Source organism: Wolbachia endosymbiont (group A) of Andrena hattorfiana (genome assembly GCF_947179565.1).
In the GTDB taxonomy this organism is placed as follows: domain Bacteria; phylum Pseudomonadota; class Alphaproteobacteria; order Rickettsiales; family Anaplasmataceae; genus Wolbachia.
On the sequence record NZ_CAMXBT010000001.1, the window covers coordinates 244,398 to 265,717 of the forward strand.

Consider the following 21,320-nt stretch of genomic DNA (forward strand, 5'->3'; position numbering starts at 1 on the left):
CAAAATGGCTGATCACTTAAGTTTAGAGTTAATAAAGTGTTTAATCAATCAACCTGGATTAGATGTTAATGTCAGAGGGTTAAACGGAAAAACTCCACTGCATTGCGCTATAGAGTTTGATGAATTAAGCATGGTAGATTTGTTACTCACGAAGAAGAACATTAATCCTTTTGTGGAAGATAATGAAGGTAAAACATCTCTTGATTACGCCAAAGAAGGGAAAAAAGCAGAAATATTACAAGCACTAATTAATAACAAGTACGGGTCAGAACAAGATAGCTTACTTCATTTAGCTGCAATGATAGGTGAAATTAATGCAGTGAGATATTTGATCAGAAAAGGTATTGACGTTAATGTACGAAATGCTTTGCATCATACGCCATTACATCTAGCAGCAGGGATAGGACATGCAGAAGTTGTAAAGATTTTGATAAGAGAAGGAAAAGCTGAAATAGATGTCTTTGATGCACGAAATCAGACACCAATGCACTATGCAGTTAATAATAAAAAGTTGGAGATAGTAAAGTTACTGCTGAAGCTTGGAGCAGATGTGAATAGTGCACGCATGGGACAAAACTCAATGAAATTGTCACCTGTGCATATAGCTGTAAGTAATACTAATTACGATGAAAGAGACTTATGTCTTGATATCCTCAAATCCTTAATAAAGGAGCCTAATGCTCAAGTCAATTTGCAAGACTATGAAAATAAAACACCACTACATTACGCTGAAAGACTTAAAACAATAGAAGTTTTACTAACGCGAGAAGATATAGACCCTCTGGTAAAAGACGATAGCGGTAAAACACCATTTGATTACGCTAAACCTGAGATAAAGAAGGCTTTGATGAGTAATAAATACGGTTCTGAAAAGAATAGTCTACTCCATTTAGCTGCACAAAGAGGAGAAATTGAGATTGTAGATGCAATTTTAAAAGAAGAAATCAATATTGATATTGTAAATAATAAAGGTCTATCACCGATTTACCTTGCTGCGGAAAAAGGGCATTTACATGTAGTAAAGTTATTGCTGAAAAAAGGAGCAAATTATACACCTGTTCTGCACTTAGCAATCAAGTCAAATAATTTAGAATTGCTAAAAACTTTATTTAAAGAAAAGAGCATCAAATTACCAGACGAGATAGGCAAGTCTGTACCAGTTTATTATAGGTGTATAGAACATAGAGATGCAAAAGTAAGAAAATACAACAATGTGATCTGTGTTTTTACCTCAGTAAGTGCAGTAGCAATAGCGGTATGTATAGGGTTAACAGCAACAACAATAAGCAGTGCAATCATTTTTGCAACAACAACAGGGATATTTGCGCTTATTATAGCACTAATGATAAGTGAGATGAGCAAAAGATATATAGAAAACGAATTTCAGAAAAAGGTGTTTATGGAATTGGAGGAGTGTGGAGGAATAAACTCTACTGTTAACAATATTGAGATAGAACCAATTATGAGTAGATGCAGACAATGATATACGCTAGAGCTTTTTCTGAAGGTTTAAGATCAGATCCCCAGCTTAAAGTATCAGAGTGGGCAAATGAGTATCGAGTTTTAGCAGCAACTGCAGCATCAGAACCAGGTAAATGGAGAACGGAAAGAACTCCTTATTTAAAAGAGATCATGGATTCACTATCTCCGTCCTCACCAGCAGAAAAAGTAGTATTCATGAAAGGAGCGCAGATTGGGGGAACAGAAGCTGGTAACAATTGGATAGGCTATATTATAGATCAGACTCCTGGTCCAATGTTAGTTGTGCAGCCAACAGTTGAAATGGGAAAGCGTTGGTCAAAAGGAAGATTTGCGCCGTTAATAGAGAGTACGCCATGTTTAAAGAGTAAAGTAAAAGACCCAAGGTCAAGAGATTCAGGGAATACTGTACAAAGTAAGGAATTTCCAGGTGGAATAGTAGTAATAACTGGAGCAAATAGCAGTGTAGGACTGAGATCTATGCCAGTAAAGTATCTCTTTCTTGATGAGATTGATGCGTATCCAGGAGATTCAGGAGGAGAAGGAGATCCAGTACTGCTCAGTATTGCTCGAACTAATACATTTGCAAGGCGAAAGATTTTTTTAGTATCAACACCAACTATTCATGGAATCAGCAGAATTGAGAAGGAGTTTGAAGCAACAGATAAGAGATATTTTTTTGTACCATGTCCGCATTGTAATTATTACCAAATATTAAAATGGTCACAAATAAAATGGGAAAATAACGACTCAAGAACAGCACATTATGTCTGCATTGAATGTAGCGGCAAAATAGAAAATCATCAAAAGACAGAGATGCTGGACCGTGGAGAATGGAGACCTACTAACCCAATAAAAGGTGAGAAAAAAGGATTTCATCTTTCAAGTCTTTATAGTCCAGTTGGCTGGTATAGTTGGCAACAAGCAGTAGAAGATTTTTTGCATGCAAAAGAAAGTGAACAATTACTAAAAGTATGGATAAATACCACTTTAGGAGAAACTTGGGTAGACAAAGGAGAAGTACCAGACTGGAAGCAATTATTTAACAGGAGAGAAATTTTTCCCGTAGGCACAGTACCTAGGAGAGAAGTGGTACTTACTGCAGGAGTAGATGTCCAAAAAGATCGTCTAGAGGTAGAAGTTGTAGCATGGGGAAAAAGTCGTGAAAATTGGTCAATAGACTACCGAGTATTTGAAGGAGATACAGGAAGAGGAGAAGTATGGAAAAAGCTTTCGGAGCTCCTCAATCATCATTTTATCGGTGAAAATGGGCTTGAATACATGATAAGCATGATGGCAGTTGATGCTGGATATGCAACGCAGGAAGTATATAACTGGGTGAGAAGTCATCAGAGCTGTGGAAGAGTAATGGCAGTAAAAGGTGCAAATAAAGCACTAGTGCCGCTGAGTAGCCCAAGCAGAGTAGATATAACAGTTGGTGGTCAAAAGCTAAAGAGAGGAATAAAGCTATGGCCAGTAGGAGTATCGATATTAAAGTCAGAGCTTTTTCAATTACTTAATGTTTTAAAAGAAGAAGAGGGAAAAGCTCTACCTGGATACTGTCATTTTCCGGAGTATGCACCTGAATATTTTAAGCAGCTAACGGCAGAGCAATTAGTCAGCAAGGTAGTGAAAGGATACACTAAACAAGAGTGGCAAAAGGTAAGAGAAAGAAATGAAGTACTAGATTGCCGAATTTATGCGAGAGCAGCATCTATTGCACTTGGGATTGATCGTTGGCCAGAGAGTAAATGGAGTAGTCTAAATGAAAAACCAGAAAGTAAAAAGTCGAAGAAGATAGTGAAAAGTAAATGGATGAAAAATGTATAACGAAGAGTATTTGTTTCAAGTCGAAGAAGCGATAAAGAAACTGCAAAATGGAGAGCGAGTAGTATCAATTGCATATGGTGATCATGTTGTCCGTTATGCAGAAGTAGATATAAATGATTTACTAAGTTTAAGACAACGTATTAAGGCTGAATTGAAAATTGCAGGCATGAAACCGAAGAGAAAGATTGTTTTTTCAACGAGTAAAGGGATCATATAATGATAAAAATCGTTGAAAGGAACCGTATGACAAAAATTATAGCAAAAGAATATACAGAATTTTTAGAGCAGCTGAAAGAGCAGATTGCTACTAGCCGTTATAAAGCAGCATTAGCAGTAAATAGCAAGCTTATTGTGCTTTACCACCATATTGGTACAGAGATCTTAAAGCGCCAAAAAGAACATGGTTGGGGTGCAAAGATCATTGATCAACTCAGTAAGGATTTGAGAAGCGCATTTCCAGAAATGAAAGGTTTTAGTCCTAGAAATTTGAAGTATATGCGTAAGTTTGCTGAGGAGTATTCTGATATTGAATTTGTGCAGGAGCCTCTTGCACAATTGACTTGGTACCACAATGTTACTCTTTTGGAAAAGATAGAGAGTCACGAAACAAGGTTGTTTTATATAAAAGAAGCAATTGAACATGGCTGGTCACGTAACATTATGGTAATGCAGATTGAACTTGGGTTACATAAGCGTCAGGGGAAGGCTATCACTAATTTTAAAGAGAAGTTACCTTCACCTCAATCAGATCTAGCGCATTACACATTAAAAGATCCATATATTTTTGATTTTTTAAGTATAGGAAAGGATGCTCATGAAAGAGAAGTAGAAAAAGGTCTTGTAGGACACATGGAGAAGTTTTTATTAGAACTTGGTGAAGGCTTTGCGTTTGTCGGTAGACAATTTCATTTAGATGTTGGTGATGAAGACTTCTTTGTTGATTTATTGTTTTACCATCTGAAGTTACGTTGTTTCATAGTAATTGAATTGAAAGATAATAAGTTTAAACCAGAATATGCTGGTAAAATGAATTTCTACCTTTCAGCAGTAGATGACTTGCTAAAACATGAGACAGATCAACCATCTATAGGGTTGATTTTATGTAAATCTAAAAATGATGTATTAGCAAAATACACGCTAAAAGATATGACAAAACCAATAGGACTTGCAGAATATCGAGTTACTGAAAGCCTACCAGAAAAGATAAAAACAGCGCTACCAACAATAGAAGAGTTAGAAGCTGAATTATTGAAAATTTCAGATAAGGAAAAGTAATGCTACTCAAATCATTCAAACAACTATTTAGTAAGCCAAAAATCAAAAGTTCTGCTTGGGATGCAGCAGGCTCAGGAAGAAGATTTTTTCACTTTCAACCAGAGTTAGGAAGTATAAACAATTTGCTGTCTCAAAGCCTTGAAACTTTACGTAGTAGATCACGTGATATGGTGAGAAAAAATCCATATGCAGCAAATATCATTGATACGATAGTAAGTAACTCTATTGGAACAGGAATAAAACCACAATCAAAAGCAAGAGATGGAGAATTTCGAAAGAAGGTGCAAGAATTATGGCTAAGATGGACAGATGAAGCAGACAGTAACGGAGTAAGTGATTTTTATGGATTACAAGCTCTAGTATGCAGAAGTATGATAGAAGGTGGAGAGTGTTTTGTACGCCTCCGAAATCGTAAACTCGAAGATGGATTTTCTGTACCATTGCAACTTCAAGTATTGGAATCAGAGCATTTGGACAATAAGAGCAATCAAACACTAGCCAATGGTAATGTAATAAGAAACGGGATTGAGTTCAATAGACTTGGGCAAAGAGAAGCATATTACCTATTTAAAGAACACCCTGGTGAAAGCACGTTTGGAGAATCAGTGAGAGTGCCAGCAAATGATGTTTTACATATCTATAGACCACTAAGACCTGGCCAGATAAGAGGAGAGCCGTGGCTTTCGAGTATACTTCTGAAACTTTATGAGCTTGATCAATATGATGATGCAGAGCTGGTGAGAAAGAAAACTGCAGCAATGTTTGCAGGGTTTATTACGAGACTTGATCCTGAAGCAAATATTTTAGGAGAAGGTGAAAGTAATGAGCAAGGAGTAGCACTATCTGGTTTAGAGCCAGGAACAATGCAGCTTTTAGACCCAGGAGAGGACATAAAATTTTCGGAGCCATCAGATGTTGGAGGAAGTTATGAAGCATTCATGAGACAGCAACTGAGGGCAATAGCGATTGGTACAGGGATAACATATGAGCAGCTAACAGGAGATTTGACTGGTGTTAATTATTCATCAATCAGAGCAGGATTAATAGAGTTTCGTCGTAGATGCGCTATGCTGCAACATAACATTATGGTATTCCAATTTTGCAGACCAGTATGGAGTAGATGGCTAGAACTTGCCACTTTATCTGGAGAGCTTTCTACAACAGATAATCAAGTATTTAAAGATGTAAAATGGATACCACAGGGATTTGATTGGGTGGATCCACTGAAAGACCAGCAATCGCAGCAAATGGCAGTAAGAAATGGCTTCAAAAGTCGATCAGAGGTAGTATCAGAAATGGGTTATGATGTAGAAGAAATTGATCAAGAAATAGCAGAAGATCAAAAGCGTGCAAATAGTCTCAACTTAATGTTTGACTCTGATTGTAAAGGATTATGATGCTCTTAGGAAAACCATTAATGCTTGAACCAAGGAGTTTTGAGCTATTGTCATTAAACAATCAAAAACATCCCACGTTTAAAAACATAAAGCACTCCATCAAAAGTAGCGTAGAAAGAACTGCAATTATAGCAATACATGGAATCTTGACTAAAAAACCAGGTGCGTTTGATGAAATGCTCGGGATGACATCATATGAGCAAATAGAAGAACAAATTAAACAAGCATTAGCAGATAGTAGCATAGAGACAATTATGCTGGAAATAGATAGCCCCGGAGGAGAGGTAAACGGTATATTTGACCTAGCTGACTTTATTTATGAATCAAGAGGAAAAAAGAGGATAATAGCGATAGCAAATGATGATGCATACTCTGCTGCATATGCTATAGCTTCTAGCGCTGAGAAGGTATTTGTGAGCAGAACTTCTGGTGTTGGCAGTATTGGAGTAATAGCAAGTCATATAGATCAAAGTAGATTTGATGAAAAGCAAGGTATTAAGTACACCACAATCTTTGCTGGTAGTCGAAAGAATGATTTAAACCCACATGAGCCAATGACGTCTGAAAGTCTGGGAAGCTTACAAAAAGAAGTAGACCGACTATATGAAATGTTTGTGCAGCTGATAGCAAGGAACAGAGGTCTTTCAATTGAAAAGATTCGATCAACAGAGGCAGGGCTATATTTTGGGGAGAAAGCAGTAGAAATAGGCCTTGCAGACGGAATGACAATTCTTTCATCTATTAATAAAAACAGGAGTATTACTATGAATGAACAAACTACAAATGACCTAGAAACTGATAATTTAACCAAGTATCGTACTGAAGTTCTTGAATTAATACGTTTATGTAATTTATCGAAGATGCCAGAAAAGATAGGAGAATTTATTGAGCAAAGCGTAAGTGTTGAGCAAGCCAGGGAAGTTTTAATGGAACTGCTAGCAGAGCGAACGAAGAAGACAGAAATACTGAGTGCAATACCACAGAATTCAGGAGAAGATTTAATGATACAGGTAGCAAGAAGTCGTAGGAGTTAAAGTATTTTTATAACCGCCGTATATAGCATTGATAAAAGCGGCGGTAAGTAGTTAAGGAGAGAAATTTATGAGTTGTATAATCGAACAAAATAATCTAGGTGACTTATTAAAGTATGAGGCATCAAGTCTATATTCAAGAGACCAAATAACGGTAGCTAAAGGTCAAAATATCAAACTTGGTGCAGTAGTTGCCAAAAAGACGGACGATGGTTTTATTAGGGTACTTAATCCAGCTGGAACAGATGGCACACAAATAGCGATAGGTGTGATAACAAGCGATGTAAATAACAAAGATGGAGATACTAAAGCAATAATAATTACTCGTATTGCCCTTCTTGCGGATCATGCAGTTGTATGGCCAGCAAATATCACTGAAGAACAGAAAGCTGAAGCAATAAAGCAACTTGAAGGACGAGGAATCATTATCCGTAAAGCGGCCTAAAGCTATATTAAACAATAAAAAACACAAAGGGGGAAAAGAAAAAATGCAAAATCCATTTACAAATCCAGCATTTAGTATGACGGCACTAACAAATGCGATGAATATATTGCCGATAAATTATGGACGAGTTGAAAATTTAAATTTATTTCCAAGTAGGTCAGTAAGATTTAGACATATTACCATAGAAGAACATAATGGAGTTTTAAGCCTATTGCCAACGCAAATTCCAGGAGCACCAGCAACAGTAGGAAAACGTGGCAAAAGAAAGGTAAGAACATTTACGATTCCACATATTCCACATGATGATGTAGTGTTACCAGAGGAAGTACAGGGAATAAGGGCATTTGGATCAGAGAGTGAACTTAAAGCGCTGGCAGATGTAATAACTGATCATTTGCAGCTAATGAGAAACAAACATGCGATAACATTAGAACATTTGCGGATGGGAGCGCTGAAAGGAATAATTTTAGATGCTGATGGCAGTGAATTATTAAATCTGTACAACGAATTTGAAATCACACCAAAAGTAGTAAATTTTGCACTAGGAACAGCAACAACAGATGTAAAACGTAAGTGTCTGGAAGTACTCCGGCATATAGAAGATAATCTAAGTGGTGAATATATGACAGGAGTTCATGCCTTGGTAAGCCCTGAGTTTTTTGATGCACTAACTTCTCATGCTAAAGTAAAAGAAGCATATGAAAGATGGCAAGAAGGAGCAGCGCTAAGGAACGATATGAGATCAGGATTTACGTTTTGTGGAATAACATTTGAGGAATACAGAGGACAAGCAACTGATCCTGAAGGAACGGTGAGAAGATTTATTGAGAAAGATACAGGGCACTGTTTTCCACTAGGAACAGCAAGTACATTTACAACATATTTTGCACCAGCAGATTTTAATGAGACAGTAAATACTCTTGGACAGCCACTATATGCAAAACAAGAACCAAGGAGGTTTGATAGAGGAACAGATTTACATACGCAGTCAAATCCATTGCCAATGTGCCATAGACCTGGCGTATTAGTAAAAGTCGCTATAGCTTAACATACTGGTAGAGTAATTACAAGTTGGTGAGGCACAGAAAGACTCTACCGGTATGCGCTTTCTTAGCATGTAAAGGTTAGTATATCAAAAAGAAATATGCAAGAGAATATTAAGCGATTATTAGAAGATTGTTTTGCCCATTTAGGAGAAGTAGCTTTGTATGAGTCGAAAAATAAGGCGTACATGGTACAAGTATTAAAGCAACAGCCAGATAAATTATACGAGATTGGTGAAGGACAATTTGTGGAAGAAACTTTAGCGTTAGAAGTAAGTGCGTTTGATGTGTTAAAGCCAATAGTAGGAGATGTTTTTGTTATAGGTGATCGAAGATATAAAGTACACTCACCGCCACTTAGAGACAAGTCTGGAATAACGTGGAAAATAAAAGCGTCTGGGGTGTAAAATGTCTGTTCATATAGAAGTTGAGGTAATAGAAAGTGTAAATGCTAAAAGAAGAAAAGTAGAATTAGCAACGGTAAAGGCATTAAACAAAACGGCACTATGGTTAAAAGCGCAAGCAGCTAAGGAAATCAGTGAGGAAAAGAAGATAAAATTAAGTTTGATAAGAAAGAGATTAAGAATTTTTAAGGCGAAAACTAGCAGATTAGACGTGTTAATTAGAGCAAATCTCTATGACATTAGAGCATCGACAATTGGTAAAATACAAAAAACAAGAAGGGGATCGAAAGTAGGAAAGCACCAATTTATAGGAGGATTTGCAGCAGTTATGCCAAAAGGAAATAGCGGTATTTTTAAACGTGAAGGAAGAGCAGCATTGCCAATAAAGGAAGTTAAATTGTCACTGAAACCAGAGGCTTCAAGGATAATAGGGAGTCTTGTTAATTATGAGGTTGAGAAAGTCTTTACAAAATTTTTTGAACGTCAATTGAGCTATAAAGGATGAATTTGAAAGATTTACATGATAAAATTTGTACCACGCTGAAGAAAGAAATTTCTGCGATACAAACATGCGAAGTATATCCAGCAATAAGGAAAGAATTAGTAGCACCGGCAGTATTTGTGGAACTTAGTGGCTTTGAAAAAGGACATGATCCAGGAACAGAAGAATTAGCGCTGAAAGCAAGATTTGAGGCACGAATTGTGATTGATAGCACAATAGAAAATGCCGCTATTATTGTCAGATCTTTAGCTAGCGAAGTTGCAAAAGTAGTAAATAAAAATACTTGGAATGTGGAAAATGTCTCGCCAGGAGAATTTATATCAGGAGGAGGAGATGATTTTAGGCCAGAGCTTGATGCATATTTAGTGTGGTTAGTAGAGTGGACTCATGAAGTGCATGCGGGTAAATCAGTATGGTCAACTGGCATAATGCCACATGTTATTGATATAGGTGAAGTGCATGTTAGACCATAGTTTTGCAATTTCAGAGCTAAATAGAAAAGTAGCGAATATCATTCGTATAGGAGTTGTAAAAGAAATAGATTATGAAAAAGCAAAAGTAAGAGTAAAAATAGGTGAACTTTTAACAGATTTTCTTCCATGGATAACTTCTAGAGCAGGAGAGGAAAGAAGCTGGCTACCACCAAGCATAAATGAACAGGTAGTAATATTGTCACCATTGGGAGAGTTATCATTAGGAGTAGTACTAGCTGGAATATATCAACAGAAGTATGCTGCACCAGAGAATAAAAAGGAAATAAATAGTGTAAAATTTCAGGATGGGACAAAGTTTACATATGATAAAGGGAAGCATCATTTAGAGATTGAAGTAGTGGACAAAATAACACTGAAGGCTGGGGAATCGAGTATAGAAATGACAAAAGATAGTATTAAATTAAAAGCAAGAAGAGTAGATTTAAATTGATATATATGAGTAAAGCAGTTGTTTGCATAGGAGATCATTGTACAGGTATGCCGATTCATGTCTGTGTGAGCGGGAGTGAAGATGTATTTGTTAATGGTAGACCTGCTTGTCGTAAGGGTGATATCTTGAGTATTGGGGAAACACTAACGCAAGGATCAAACAACGTATTTGTAAATGGTATTGGTGTAGCGAGAACAGGTGATGTGGCATCTACCGTCTTAAACATCAAGATAAAAATTATTGTTTTTTATCATAGCATTTAAACAAATGATGATTTTTCTCATTACAGCAACTAAAGCGACTTTGCCAGAGTCAACTAAACGCTGGTAAAATACTTTCATTTTTTTATTATGACGCATTGCAACCACAGCAGACATGTATAATGCTTTTCGAGCATAAAATCTGCCACCTATGACTTGGGCCTTGCTCACTTTCCTTCCGCTTTCACTAGTTTTTGGTGCAACTCCAACTAGACAAGCTATTTCCTTATTATCTAACCTACCAAGTTCAGGTACCTCTATGAGTAGGATACTTGCGGTTTTCCGTCCAACACCTTTATAGCTAGTTAGCAGTTTGCTTTTTTCCTTCAAATCAGGATCAGAGTTTATTATATCTTCTATGTCTTGCCTAATTTGCTCTAATTGTTTTTTTGCAAATTCTATCTGTTTTTCTATATATTCCCTGGCTTTTCCTGTAACCTTATGCAAACGACACTTATTTGCATGAACTTCATCGTTTAGATTGCGCTCAACTGCTCTTAGCTCTTTTAGTTCTTCTTGCTTTTGTGAAACTATGTATTCTATTACTTCGTCATTTTTTGTGATAAATTCAGCATATTTTTCTAGTAATTTTGCATCTAATTTATCTGTTTTTGCAAAGTGGTTGCAGGCTTTTGCAAATGCATACCCGATTTGGGTGAGCTCTGTGAACAGCTATGTTATGTTCTTGTAACAATTTTATTACAAGTTTCTCATAACCTCCTGTGGATTCTACTACACATAACTTAACAAATACGTTAGCCATTTTCGACTTTATAAACTCAGATATAGCTCTCTCTGCATTTTCTATACGCTGATGTTTATTGTTGATTGAGATATCAAGTGTTTCTTTTGAAACATCAATACCCACAAAAACTGTTCTAGCCATTTTTGTACCTATAAATATAATCAAATAATAATGTAAATGCTGTACAGGATTGTGATTCGATCTTTTAGATCCTCCTACCGTTCGTACTCCATTTTTTAAAGCTAGGAGTGTACTGAGATGCCTACGATTTCTATCAATCAATCCAATTGACAGTATCACTCCTTGCTCATTATAGTCTTGCGACTTTGATTTAATATACAATCCTGTAGTTTTCAAATAGTAAGTAAAAATCAAAGTGTGTTTTCAAAATAAAAAAATTAAAATAGTCGAAAAATGAAAGGAATGGACGCTAAAACAGGTAAAGAATTAGAGGGAATAGAACATCTGAAACAATCAATAATTGATATATTAACTACTCCTATTAACAGTAGAATAATGAGGAGAGATTATGGCTCAAGATTATTTGAATTGGTGGATAAGCCAATAAATAGAGATTTAACACTTGAGATATATGCAGCAACTGCAGAAGCTTTGGAAAAATGGGAAAAGAGATTTAAGTTAGAAAAAGTAAAAGTTGAAGGAGTAAAAGAAGGGAGAGTAACATTGAATTTAGAAGGTGTCTATCTTTCAGAAGGTAAGTTCATAAATATTAATGGAGTAGTTGTTTAAAAATGCAGCAGCCAAATATTATCGAACCACTGAACTTTGAGGAAATCTTTTCGAGAATGAAGGAAGAGTTAGTGCGTAGAGATGAAAGTTTTACAGCATTAGTTGAAAGTGATCCAGCGATAAAGATTCTGGAGGTAGCAGCATGGAGAGAACTTTTGCTTAGAGAAAGAATAAATGAAGCAGTAAAGAGTAATTTACTTAAATTTGCGACAGGAGAAGATCTTGATAATTTGGCTGAGTTTTATGGAGTAGAGAGGCAGAAAGAAGAAGATGACGAACGATTTAGAAAAAGAATCAAAGCAAAAATAAAGGGGTGGTCAACAGGAGGAAGCAAAGAATATTATCGTTATCATGCACTTTCGGCAGATAGAAGAGTAAAGGATGCGCTAGTAGAATCACCTATACCAGGGAAAGTACAGATCTCGATTTTATCAACACAATTATCCACAACTGGCATGGCGTTAGAAGAGCTACTTGAAATTGTAAAAAAGCAGGTTACTAGAGATGATATAAGAGTTTTAACCGATACAGTAACAGTAATTGGCTGCAATATTATGGAAATAGATATCCACAGCAGAATCAGCACGAATTATATAACATCAGAGGAAGAAATCAAGAAGCAGTTTATTAAGAAGTTTGAAGCAAGTAAAAGGTTGGGATGGAACGTTACAAAATCTTGGATAATAGCGAATTTATTTGTAGATGGTGTAGAAAACGTGGAATTAATCGAGCCAAAAGAGGATGTTGTGGTGCTAGGTAATGAGTGTGCAAGTTTGAGAAATTTAAAGGTTGAGTAATGTTACTGCCACCAAATGCAAACAAACAAGAAAAAGCGCTAGTAGAAGCAATCGACTACAAAGTTAATCCAAGTTGCATCAAGGAATTTAAATTTAGTCTTAAAGATGAAATACTGCAGTGGATAATAGAAGAATATGGTTTAGAAGAGATACTGCGTTGGGTAAAAAATAAAAGAAGAGCTATAGTAGAAGGAGTAAAATTTCAGCGTTTAAGAGGAACCCCAGCATCACTCAAAATAGCGCTCAAATGGGCAAATATAGAAGATATTACAATTATTGAAGAGCCACCCGGTAAACACTTTTTTGAGTTGCAGGTAGGGATAAGAGACGTACCAAATGATTTCTTTGTTGATGCAGTAGTAGAATTAGCAAAACTATCACTACCTGCAAGATCGAGACTAATGAGGATTTTTAACGATTATTATAATGCGCAGAGATTTATATTGGATGAGAGTTTATTTGGAGATCTTCTTTCTGACTATTCGGGGGTAAAAATAGAAAAAGATGGCCCAGTGTTATCATTTGGAAGAGTAAATTTTTTCATGTCTCATGGTCCAGTTATTAGGATTGTAGAAAACTATCTACGCGATCATTATGAACGAGCTTTAAGCAATGATATATATCGGTTGGATGTAGCAATCCTTGGAGAAACCGAACCTCACACAAAGAATTATAACGGTATTTATGAAAGAAATCATGTGTGGTATAACTTCAAAGCGCTATATCCGCTACCACAGAGCTTATTACCGGCAATTAAGTTTGCGAAAGCGCAAGTTATATTATCGGATAGTTGGGATTTAGGAGACATAAATGCGTGCTTTCCAGTTAGTAGAGTAGAAGAAAGAGGAAATAAATTTGTATTGGGAAGTAGCAAACTATCTGAAGAACTGTGGAATTTAAAATACAAGCCAATTTTAGAAAGATTTTTTGCCGTTCACCACTATCAAGTAAAGAATTTCTCTACCCCCAAAATAATAAGATTTAGCGTAGCAGAACACTACATTCATTTTGAAAACGAATTGGATTCAAAGCAAAAGGATGCAATACAGGAGTTAGAAAATTACATTTTAGTGTTTTACCCAGGTGTACTAACATGGCACGAACATCGACATTTGCACAGAAGTTGGAAAAATAGCCAAGTAATATCTATAATAAGTTAAGTACTTATATTTATATCCTCATATATTATATTAATAATAGGTTAAAGTGTATGAAATAAACAGAAAAAGACTTGCTTTTTCATGCCAAAACGCACATAACTTAAATAGTAGCAAGTAAACAAAAAAAATTGATCTTGCACTAAAGAGAGCGAAATTGGCGTATGTTTTTATAGTGAGGTATGTAATGAGGTTTAGCAAGGAAAAGAGAGAAGCTTTTAATAAGTCATTTTATGAATTATTAGAGAACTCGTTTAAGAATATTAATGAAAAAGATGAAAAAGGGGAAACAGTATTGCACCATGCAGTAGAAATCTCCGATTGCAAAACAGTGAAGTTATTAATAACAAAAGGAGCGGACATCAATGCAAGAGATAAAAAGGGTTATACACCACTGCACTGCGCAGTATTTGCGAGAAGTTTAGAAAATGTAAAAGTGCTGATCAGGGGAGGAGGAGAAATAAATGCCACTAAATATATCAACGGATGTACGCCACTGCACTCTGCATGCTAGGCTAGGGGCAGGAATTGCAATAATAAAAGAGCTAGTAAAAGCGGGAGCTGCAGTTAATCAACTGGATAAATATGGTGCAACACCAATGTATTATATATGGGAGAGTGAAAGGTATGGCCTATGGGATACATGGAGAGAATGAAAAGGCGAGGAAATTTCTGGGAAAGCAAGGTGGAATAACAAAAAGTAGAAAACTGACGTGCTATGGAATAGAGGGTCTAGTGGGAGAAATAGCAGATATGTTGGATAGGAGCTATTTACCTGAGTTAAAAATAATAGAGATAGAAGAAATAAGAAAGAGAGATAAGGGGCTAATAAGGGAAGAGTGTAAAAATTTAGCGAGCAAGATAATGAGCCAAGTGAATGAAATGATAGATGAGGTGGTGAGAAGGAAGGCTTAGGGGTTTAAATTTAAAGAAAAGGTGAGGTAAATTATGAGTAAAAAAGAGAAAGAGAAGTCAGCAAAAGAATTATTAGAGAACTCATGTAAAAATATTTATGAAAGAGACGAGAATGGAAGAACAGCTCTACATTATGCAGTAGAGGTAAAAACAGTGGAGTTATTAGTCGAAAAAGGAGCGAATGTGAATGCAGCAGATGTGAAAGGATACACAGCACTGCACCTAGCGGTAACGGAGAAACGTCTAGAAATCGTGAGGGAATTGATAAAATCAGGAGCAGACGTAAATGCTGAGGAATATGGAAATAAATGCATACCTCTACACCTTGCGTGCATGGTAGGTGAAAAAGAAATAGTGGAGGAGCTGGTAAAAGCTGGAGGAGAAATAGAACAAGAGGATGAATGTGGGATGACAGCAATAGATTATGCAAAAAATAGTAAAGAAGTAACTGAAGTATTGAAGAAAGAAACGGACAGAATTGAAAAGTTATTTGAATAAATAGAACCTTCTATGAGAGGCTGAAAATATGGAGGAAGAAACAGAAAAGAAAGTAATGAATTTAGAGAGAAAACCTTTGGATGAGCTGAGAAAAATATGGAAGAAGGTATATGGAGAAGAAGTGCCTAGATACTCAAAGAAATATCTGATACCAAGATTAGCTTATAGAATGCAGGAAAAAGCGTATGGAGAAATGTCAAGAAAGGGGACAAAAAGACTAGAGTATCTGGCAGATCGGATAGAGAAGGGAAAAAGAATAAGTAGCGATAAATTACCAGTAGAAGGTACAGAATTAATACTAGAGAGAGGTGAGGAAACGCATGCGGTAATGGTAACAGATAAGGGTTTAATCTACAGAGAAGAATTTTTCACATCATTGTCAGCAGTAGCCGGAAAAATAATGGGAATGAGCTACAACGGACCTTTATTATTTGGGATGCGTGATAAAAATGGAAGTTGAAAATGCTAAAAGAAGTAAGATGTGCGATATATACGAGAAAATCAAATGAAGACGGTCTAGAACAAAAGTTTAACAGTCTTGATGCCCAGCGAGTAGCATGTGAAAAGTACATAAAGAGCAGAGAAGGCTGGGTAGCATTGGCCAAAAGGTACGATGATGGAGGTTTCTCAGGAAAGAATTTAGAAAGACCAGCAATAAAGGAATTATTTGAAGATGTAAAGGCAGGAGAAGTAGATTGTGTAGTAGTATATACATCTAGACAGGCTCTCAAGGGAAACAAAAGACAGCATCGAAGTAACGTCATTTTTTAGAAGGCACCGAGTAAACTTTATAGCAGTAACGCAGATATTTGACAATAATACGCCAATGGGAAAGTTTGTACAAACAGTGTTATCAGGAGCAGCACAACTAGAAAGAGAGATGATAGTTGAGAGAGTAAAAAATAAAATAGCAACATCAAAGGAGCAGGGATTGTGGATGGGGGGAACTTTGCCGCTTGGATATGATGTAAAAGATAAAGAATTAATAATAAATGAAAAAGAAGCGAAAATAGTAGGGCACATATTTGAAAGATATTTGGAGCTAAAATCAATGGCAGAGTTGGCAAGGGAGTTAAATAGTCAAGGTTACCGTACGAAATCAGATATCTTTAAGAAAGCGACGGTGAGAAGAATAATAACAAATCCAATATATATGGGAAAAATAAGGCATTATGAGAAAGAGTATGAGGGAAAGCATGAAGCAATAATAGAAGAGGAAAAGTGGCAAAAAGCGCAGGAATTGATAAAGAATCAACCATATAGAAAGGCGAAATACGAGGAAGCGCTGCTAAAGGGAATAATTAAGTGCAAGAGCTGTGAAGTAAACATGACGCTGACATATGCAAAAAAGGAGAATAAGAGATATCGATATTACGTATGCAACAATCATTTAAGAGGAAAAAATTGTGAATCAATAAACCGAACAGTAGTAGCAGGAGAAGTAGAAAAAGAAGCGATGAAGAGAGCAGAAGATTTATATGAAAAATGGGGAGAAAAAGCGGAAGAGTGGAAAAATTTAAGTTTTGGAAAACAGAAAGAAGTGGTAAAAAAGTTAATAAAGGGAGTAATGGTAAAAGAAGATGGAATAGAGGTGAGTTCAGAAGATAAGGTAGAATTTATATCGATGTGGTTAAAAAAGAAAGGAAATAAATGTACAGTAGTAGAACCAGAAGGAAAAACAAATAATGTGCTACTCAAAGCAGTGGTAAGAGCCCATCTGTGGAAACGGCAATTAGAGGCAGGAAAATACGCAAGTGTGAAAGAGCTGAGCATTAAAATTAATATAGGTACAAGACGCATACAACAAATTTTAAGGTTAAATTATTTAGCTCCGAGGATTAAAGAAGACATAGTAAATGGGAGACAGCCAAGTAATTTGAGGTTAGTTGATTTGAGGGAGATAACGATGCTGTGGAGTGAGCAGTTAAAGAAATTTTATGAATTAGTGTCGTAACGTTTATAAAAGCAACAAGAGGAGAAAAACTATGAAAACGCCAAAGCTATTGAAAGGTATTGCTAAAAAATTTAAAAATAGGAAGAGTTCAAAAGAAACTGCAATACAAGATCAAAATGTTTCTAGTAGTGTAGATGGAGAGAAACTTTCAGAAGACGTTCTTAATGAGAGAATAGAGCAGCAGGTTGTAAAAGCTACAACTATACCGGATAAAGAATATAGTAAGGAAGTGCATGAAGTACGTAAATATAGTGTAATAAATAAAGATGCTACTCACGCAATTGATAAAGCTACAGAAACTGATACCAAATTATGCGAAGATGTCAATAAAAGTAGTGAAGGTCTTCAGCCTACATGTGAAACCAGCGAAAAGGCTCAAGATGCTCCAACAGAGACGTCCAATGCCTCCAATGACCTTCCTTTAAATGAAATAAAGCCATGTGATGCTGTGGAAGAGAAATCATCAACAAAAACAACGCAGCAAAGACAAGCAATCCTGGCTGGTGTTGTTGGTACAGCGTTACTGGTGAGTAGTGTTGCGTTGTGTATCATGGAAATGCACGTTATAGCGGTGATTGGGGGAATTATTGGATTAGCTTGTGTGAGTTATGCGTTGTACAGTGCTCTGAATCCCAACACCAAACTCGAGAAAGTGGAGAACGTAGAACAACTGGATCTACAAAATCTTAAAGCTAGTGGTATGCTTGAAAGACCATAAACATCAAGATAACTTCTTTAGAATATCTCTTAAGCCATTAACCTGATAGCACCATCCATTTTATCTCATAGCACGGCTTGTTGTTTGTTCTGAGTTTGAGGCTTTGCTTATTTTTTCACACCAACTCTCTTCTGTTTTTCCATTAGATTGACTCATTGTTTCAGAACGCACCAATTTCTCAGACCTGACAAAAAACCCTTGCTCTATGGCTTGATTAACTGGTAACCCGCCAAGTAAGCAATTCTTGCCTATTTTTTCGTCACAATTTTTTAATCGCTCCAGCAGACCTTGATTGTTCACCTCTACCCTTATTAGGTCTTTATTTCGCATATCAGGATATAATCTAACCTCTAATTCTCCTAAACTAGTAGAGAAAGTTAATACTATATCACTATTGTCTGCAAAGTCTGTGTAATTCCTTATCCCATTTTCCGTTATAATTTCTATCTCACTTTTACCGATCTTTATTATATCTCTTCCGTATTCTATTTCTCCTTGAGTTAGCCCTAAATCCCTTGCCCCATCTGTAATCTTCGCAACATCTATTTTGCTGTTCTCAGAATATTCTAAGTAAAAAGTAGAGTTATCTATTTTTGCATTTTTTACTTTACCATTAGCTGCACTTTTAACAATTTCCATAAACTCTAAAGTATTCTTGACATATTCTTCATGAGCTTTTTTCATATTAGTTTTGTGATCTTTAAATTCTGACTCCAGCGTATTGATTACATCTATACTACTTAAGTTATGCAACACCGCTCCTTTTGATACCAATTTACATACTATACCACTAGCAACTTCTATATCATTTTCAACTTTAGAACTCTTTTTTAACGCACTAATTTTTTTCATTACATAATCTGTAAAATTATATGTATCTTGGTACATCATTTCACCTGGATGAATAAGAAAATTAAATCTTACTCCAGACTCTATAGCTTCGGTTACTACTTGTTCTAGCTGGTTCATGTCTTGAGCTCTATCTACTTCATGTAAAAACCATTTCAATTTCTTTTGCTGGTTTAATATTAAATTATCCCATAGAGTTCCAGATTCAGGAAAATATTCTTTTCTATCTAATCTTTCATAGTTAATCGCTCCCGCTTCTAACAGTAGTCTTTTTGCTTCTTCATAAGGAGCTTCACAATCACGAAAATGTCTTGAATAAAAAACGATTCTGAGATTTAGAAGAATTTCTGATTTTCCTTGACAATCACGAAGGTTCAAAATCCTTTTAAGATCTTGAGTACTCTTGTATTTACTCAAAAACCCTTTTAGTTCAGTAAAGTCTGTGAAAAAGTCTTCTGCATCAACAATACGACCAAGCTCTGTGCACAATCTTTTTTGATTGTCAGTTAAAAAGTGCCTTTCAACATGGTAGTTATGATTATCAGTTGCAACTTGTAGCGGAGTTTTTTCCTGTTTATCCTTTTTACTGGAGTCAGCTCCATGCTCTAGGAAAATATTTACACTTTTCTCATCACCAATACCAGCAGCACAATGCAAAGGCGTTCTCTTCTCACTATCCTGCACATTAGGATCAGCCCCTGCTTTTATGAGAGACCCTATATTATTATACGAAGCATAATGTAATGGTGTTTTTCCTCTATCGTCCTTTTTATTAGGATCAGCTCCAGCCTCTAAGAGTAAATTCACATATTTTTCTGCTAACTTACCATCCATACTTGATATTACATGCAATATTGTTAACCCAGATTCTCCTCTTGGAAGATTAAGGATGTATTCTAGATCGTCATCATCTTTATTCTCTCGTAAAAAATTACGTAAAATATTTTCATCACGATCACTCAAATATGAAAGATCTTTAAGAATACTTAACAATTTTTTATTCAACTCCTTTTGCTCTTGTGTTAAACCAGATACGTCAGCAAACCACGTACATAATAAATTATCAAATGCATCTCTTCTAACATTATCAATTAATGGACAACCATTACGAAACAGCAATGAATATTTAAGCAATTCATATTCATCATCCACTTGCTCCCCTGTTGTTGTTTTCTCTGCTTTTTTCGGAAGATGATTATTTTTGATTAATTCAGTTAAACGCTTGAGAGTTCTATAACTTTTATTTTCCAATAAAGGATTTGCCCCTTTTTTCATTAAAGCCCTAACTGTTTCTGCATGACCATTTTGAACAGCAAGGTATAATGGAGTCACCTTATCAGATTCACTCAACACGTTAACATTTGCCCCGTTTTCTATGAGTACATTTACTATCTCTGTATAACCCATTTGAGCAGCAAAGTGTAATGGAGTATATCTATGTCCATTTATATCCACTACTTCAACATTTGCCCCTTTTTCTATGAGGGCCTTTATTACTTCTGTGTGGCCATTTTTAGCAGCAAAATGTAATGAAGTATATCCCATAATGTCCACTGCATTAACATTTGCCCCTTTTTCTATGAGGGCCTTTACTATCTCTATGTGGCCACCTACAGCAGCAAAGTGTAATGGAGTCCAACCGTTTTGATTTACTGCATTAACATCTGCCCCTTTTTCTATGAGGGCCTTTATTACTTCTGTGTGGCCATTTTCAACTGCAAGGTACAATGGAGTATAGTTATCTTCTCCCACTGCATTAACAATTGCCCCTTTTTCTATAAGGGCCTTTACTATCTCTATGTGGCCACCTACAGCAGCAAAGTGTAATGGAGTGGACCCGTTTTGATTCACTGCACTAACATTTGCTCCTTTTTCTATGAGGGCCTTTACTATCTCTGTATGGCCTTCTACAGCAGCGTGATGTAATGGAGTCCACTTATCTTCTCCTGCTGCATTAACAATTGCCCCTTTTTCTATGAGAGCTTTTACTATTTCTGTACGACCATCTGCAGCAGCACAATGTAATGGAGCCCACCCGTATTGATTTGCTTTATTAATGTCAGCACCCTTTTTTATTAGAAACTCTGTTACCTTTGCAAGGCCATTTGCGGCAGCTATATGCAACAACGTAAGTTGACCATCTAATAGTGTATAATTTACGCCACATTGATTATCCTGCCACTCTTGATATGTGTCTGGATTTTCTTTTTCTAACTTCTCTCCTATTTTTTTTATTGCATTGCTCTCATTTAAATCATTGTCAGCATTTATTAAAGTTAATATGCCTAACCACTGCTCATATTCCATAACACACACCTCAAACTATTTATTTTATAACTAGAAAAAC

Annotated in this window: 20 protein-coding genes and 3 pseudogenes; 21 read left to right on the top strand and 2 right to left on the bottom strand. The window is 36.0% G+C overall.

The features are described 5' to 3' along the window. The first annotated feature begins 4 nt into the window (after positions 1–4). The 13 genes from OM966_RS01240 (at position 5) to OM966_RS01300 (ending at position 10,593) form a co-directional block, all read left to right on the top strand. Positions 5–1,483, top strand: coding sequence for an ankyrin repeat domain-containing protein (locus OM966_RS01240; protein WP_264328529.1), 1,479 nt, complete (start codon positions 5–7; stop codon positions 1,481–1,483). Further along, positions 1,480–3,309: a phage terminase large subunit family protein gene (locus OM966_RS01245; protein ID WP_264328576.1), complete on the top strand. Its 1,830-nt coding sequence runs from the start codon at positions 1,480–1,482 to the stop codon at positions 3,307–3,309. Before OM966_RS01240 ends, OM966_RS01245 begins: the two co-directional genes overlap by 4 nt. Then, complete coding sequence (locus tag OM966_RS01250; RefSeq protein ID WP_264328530.1) at positions 3,302–3,526, top strand: gpW family protein; 225 nt, start codon at positions 3,302–3,304, stop codon at positions 3,524–3,526. Before OM966_RS01245 ends, OM966_RS01250 begins: the two co-directional genes overlap by 8 nt. 26 nt (positions 3,527–3,552) lie before the next feature. Then, entirely contained in the window at positions 3,553–4,584 is a 1,032-nt protein-coding gene (locus OM966_RS01255) for a PDDEXK nuclease domain-containing protein (RefSeq protein WP_264328531.1), read from the top strand. After that, entirely contained in the window at positions 4,584–5,981 is a 1,398-nt protein-coding gene (locus OM966_RS01260) for a phage portal protein (protein ID WP_264328532.1), read from the top strand. Before OM966_RS01255 ends, OM966_RS01260 begins: the two co-directional genes overlap by 1 nt. Then, a complete protein-coding gene (locus tag OM966_RS01265; protein WP_264328577.1) occupies positions 5,981–7,015 on the top strand; it encodes a S49 family peptidase in 1,035 nt (344 codons plus the stop codon). The genes OM966_RS01260 and OM966_RS01265 overlap by 1 nt, the downstream gene beginning before the upstream one ends. 67 nt (positions 7,016–7,082) lie before the next feature. Next, positions 7,083–7,457 (top strand): head decoration protein, encoded by a 375-nt coding sequence (locus OM966_RS01270; protein ID WP_264328533.1) that lies wholly within the window; start codon positions 7,083–7,085, stop codon positions 7,455–7,457. Positions 7,458–7,500: 43 nt separating this feature from the next. Continuing rightward, positions 7,501–8,505: a major capsid protein gene (locus OM966_RS01275; RefSeq protein WP_264328534.1), complete on the top strand. Its 1,005-nt coding sequence runs from the start codon at positions 7,501–7,503 to the stop codon at positions 8,503–8,505. A gap of 96 nt (positions 8,506–8,601) precedes the next feature. Then, complete coding sequence (locus OM966_RS01280) at positions 8,602–8,907, top strand: head-tail joining protein (protein ID WP_264328535.1); 306 nt, start codon at positions 8,602–8,604, stop codon at positions 8,905–8,907. Position 8,908: 1 nt separating this feature from the next. Next, positions 8,909–9,409 (top strand): phage tail protein, encoded by a 501-nt coding sequence (locus OM966_RS01285; protein WP_264328536.1) that lies wholly within the window; start codon positions 8,909–8,911, stop codon positions 9,407–9,409. Next, positions 9,406–9,879 (top strand): hypothetical protein, encoded by a 474-nt coding sequence (locus tag OM966_RS01290; RefSeq protein ID WP_264328537.1) that lies wholly within the window; start codon positions 9,406–9,408, stop codon positions 9,877–9,879. The genes OM966_RS01285 and OM966_RS01290 overlap by 4 nt, the downstream gene beginning before the upstream one ends. Continuing rightward, positions 9,866–10,330 carry a phage baseplate assembly protein V gene (locus tag OM966_RS01295; protein ID WP_264328538.1) on the top strand — a complete coding sequence of 155 codons (465 nt, stop codon included), beginning with the start codon at positions 9,866–9,868 and terminating at the stop codon, positions 10,328–10,330. Before OM966_RS01290 ends, OM966_RS01295 begins: the two co-directional genes overlap by 14 nt. Before the next feature lie 5 nt (positions 10,331–10,335). Next, complete coding sequence (locus OM966_RS01300) at positions 10,336–10,593, top strand: PAAR domain-containing protein (protein ID WP_264328539.1); 258 nt, start codon at positions 10,336–10,338, stop codon at positions 10,591–10,593. Here the strand turns inward: OM966_RS01300 and OM966_RS07475 are convergent. After that, positions 10,549–11,476 (bottom strand): annotated as a pseudogene (locus tag OM966_RS07475) (IS110 family RNA-guided transposase). The gene OM966_RS01300 and the pseudogene OM966_RS07475 overlap by 45 nt on opposite strands. A gap of 273 nt (positions 11,477–11,749) precedes the next feature. On the opposite strand from OM966_RS07475, the gene OM966_RS01315 reads away from it, so the two are divergent. From OM966_RS01315 to OM966_RS01350, 8 genes and pseudogenes are all read left to right on the top strand, one after another. Beyond that, positions 11,750–12,085, top strand: a complete 336-nt coding sequence (locus OM966_RS01315; protein WP_065095512.1) for a GPW/gp25 family protein — start codon at positions 11,750–11,752, stop codon at positions 12,083–12,085. A gap of 2 nt (positions 12,086–12,087) precedes the next feature. After that, positions 12,088–12,882 (top strand): baseplate assembly protein, encoded by a 795-nt coding sequence (locus tag OM966_RS01320; RefSeq protein WP_065095511.1) that lies wholly within the window; start codon positions 12,088–12,090, stop codon positions 12,880–12,882. Then, positions 12,882–14,042, top strand: coding sequence for a phage tail protein (locus tag OM966_RS01325; protein WP_264328541.1), 1,161 nt, complete (start codon positions 12,882–12,884; stop codon positions 14,040–14,042). Before OM966_RS01320 ends, OM966_RS01325 begins: the two co-directional genes overlap by 1 nt. A gap of 184 nt (positions 14,043–14,226) precedes the next feature. Further along, positions 14,227–14,954: pseudogene (locus OM966_RS01330) on the top strand (ankyrin repeat domain-containing protein). A 33-nt stretch (positions 14,955–14,987) separates the two neighbouring features. Further along, a complete protein-coding gene (locus tag OM966_RS01335; protein WP_264328542.1) occupies positions 14,988–15,452 on the top strand; it encodes an ankyrin repeat domain-containing protein in 465 nt (154 codons plus the stop codon). 28 nt (positions 15,453–15,480) lie between these two features. Next, a complete protein-coding gene (locus tag OM966_RS01340; RefSeq protein WP_264328543.1) occupies positions 15,481–15,912 on the top strand; it encodes a DUF2924 domain-containing protein in 432 nt (143 codons plus the stop codon). Positions 15,913–15,914: 2 nt separating this feature from the next. Then, positions 15,915–17,406, top strand: a pseudogene (locus OM966_RS01345) (recombinase family protein). A gap of 31 nt (positions 17,407–17,437) precedes the next feature. Next, positions 17,438–18,124 (top strand): hypothetical protein, encoded by a 687-nt coding sequence (locus tag OM966_RS01350; RefSeq protein WP_264328544.1) that lies wholly within the window; start codon positions 17,438–17,440, stop codon positions 18,122–18,124. A gap of 60 nt (positions 18,125–18,184) precedes the next feature. On the opposite strand, the gene OM966_RS01355 is transcribed toward OM966_RS01350, so the two are convergent. Next, on the bottom strand, positions 18,185–21,280 hold the full coding sequence (locus OM966_RS01355; protein WP_264328545.1) for an ankyrin repeat domain-containing protein: 3,096 nt from the start codon (positions 21,278–21,280) through the stop codon (positions 18,185–18,187). Positions 21,281–21,320 lie beyond the last annotated feature (40 nt).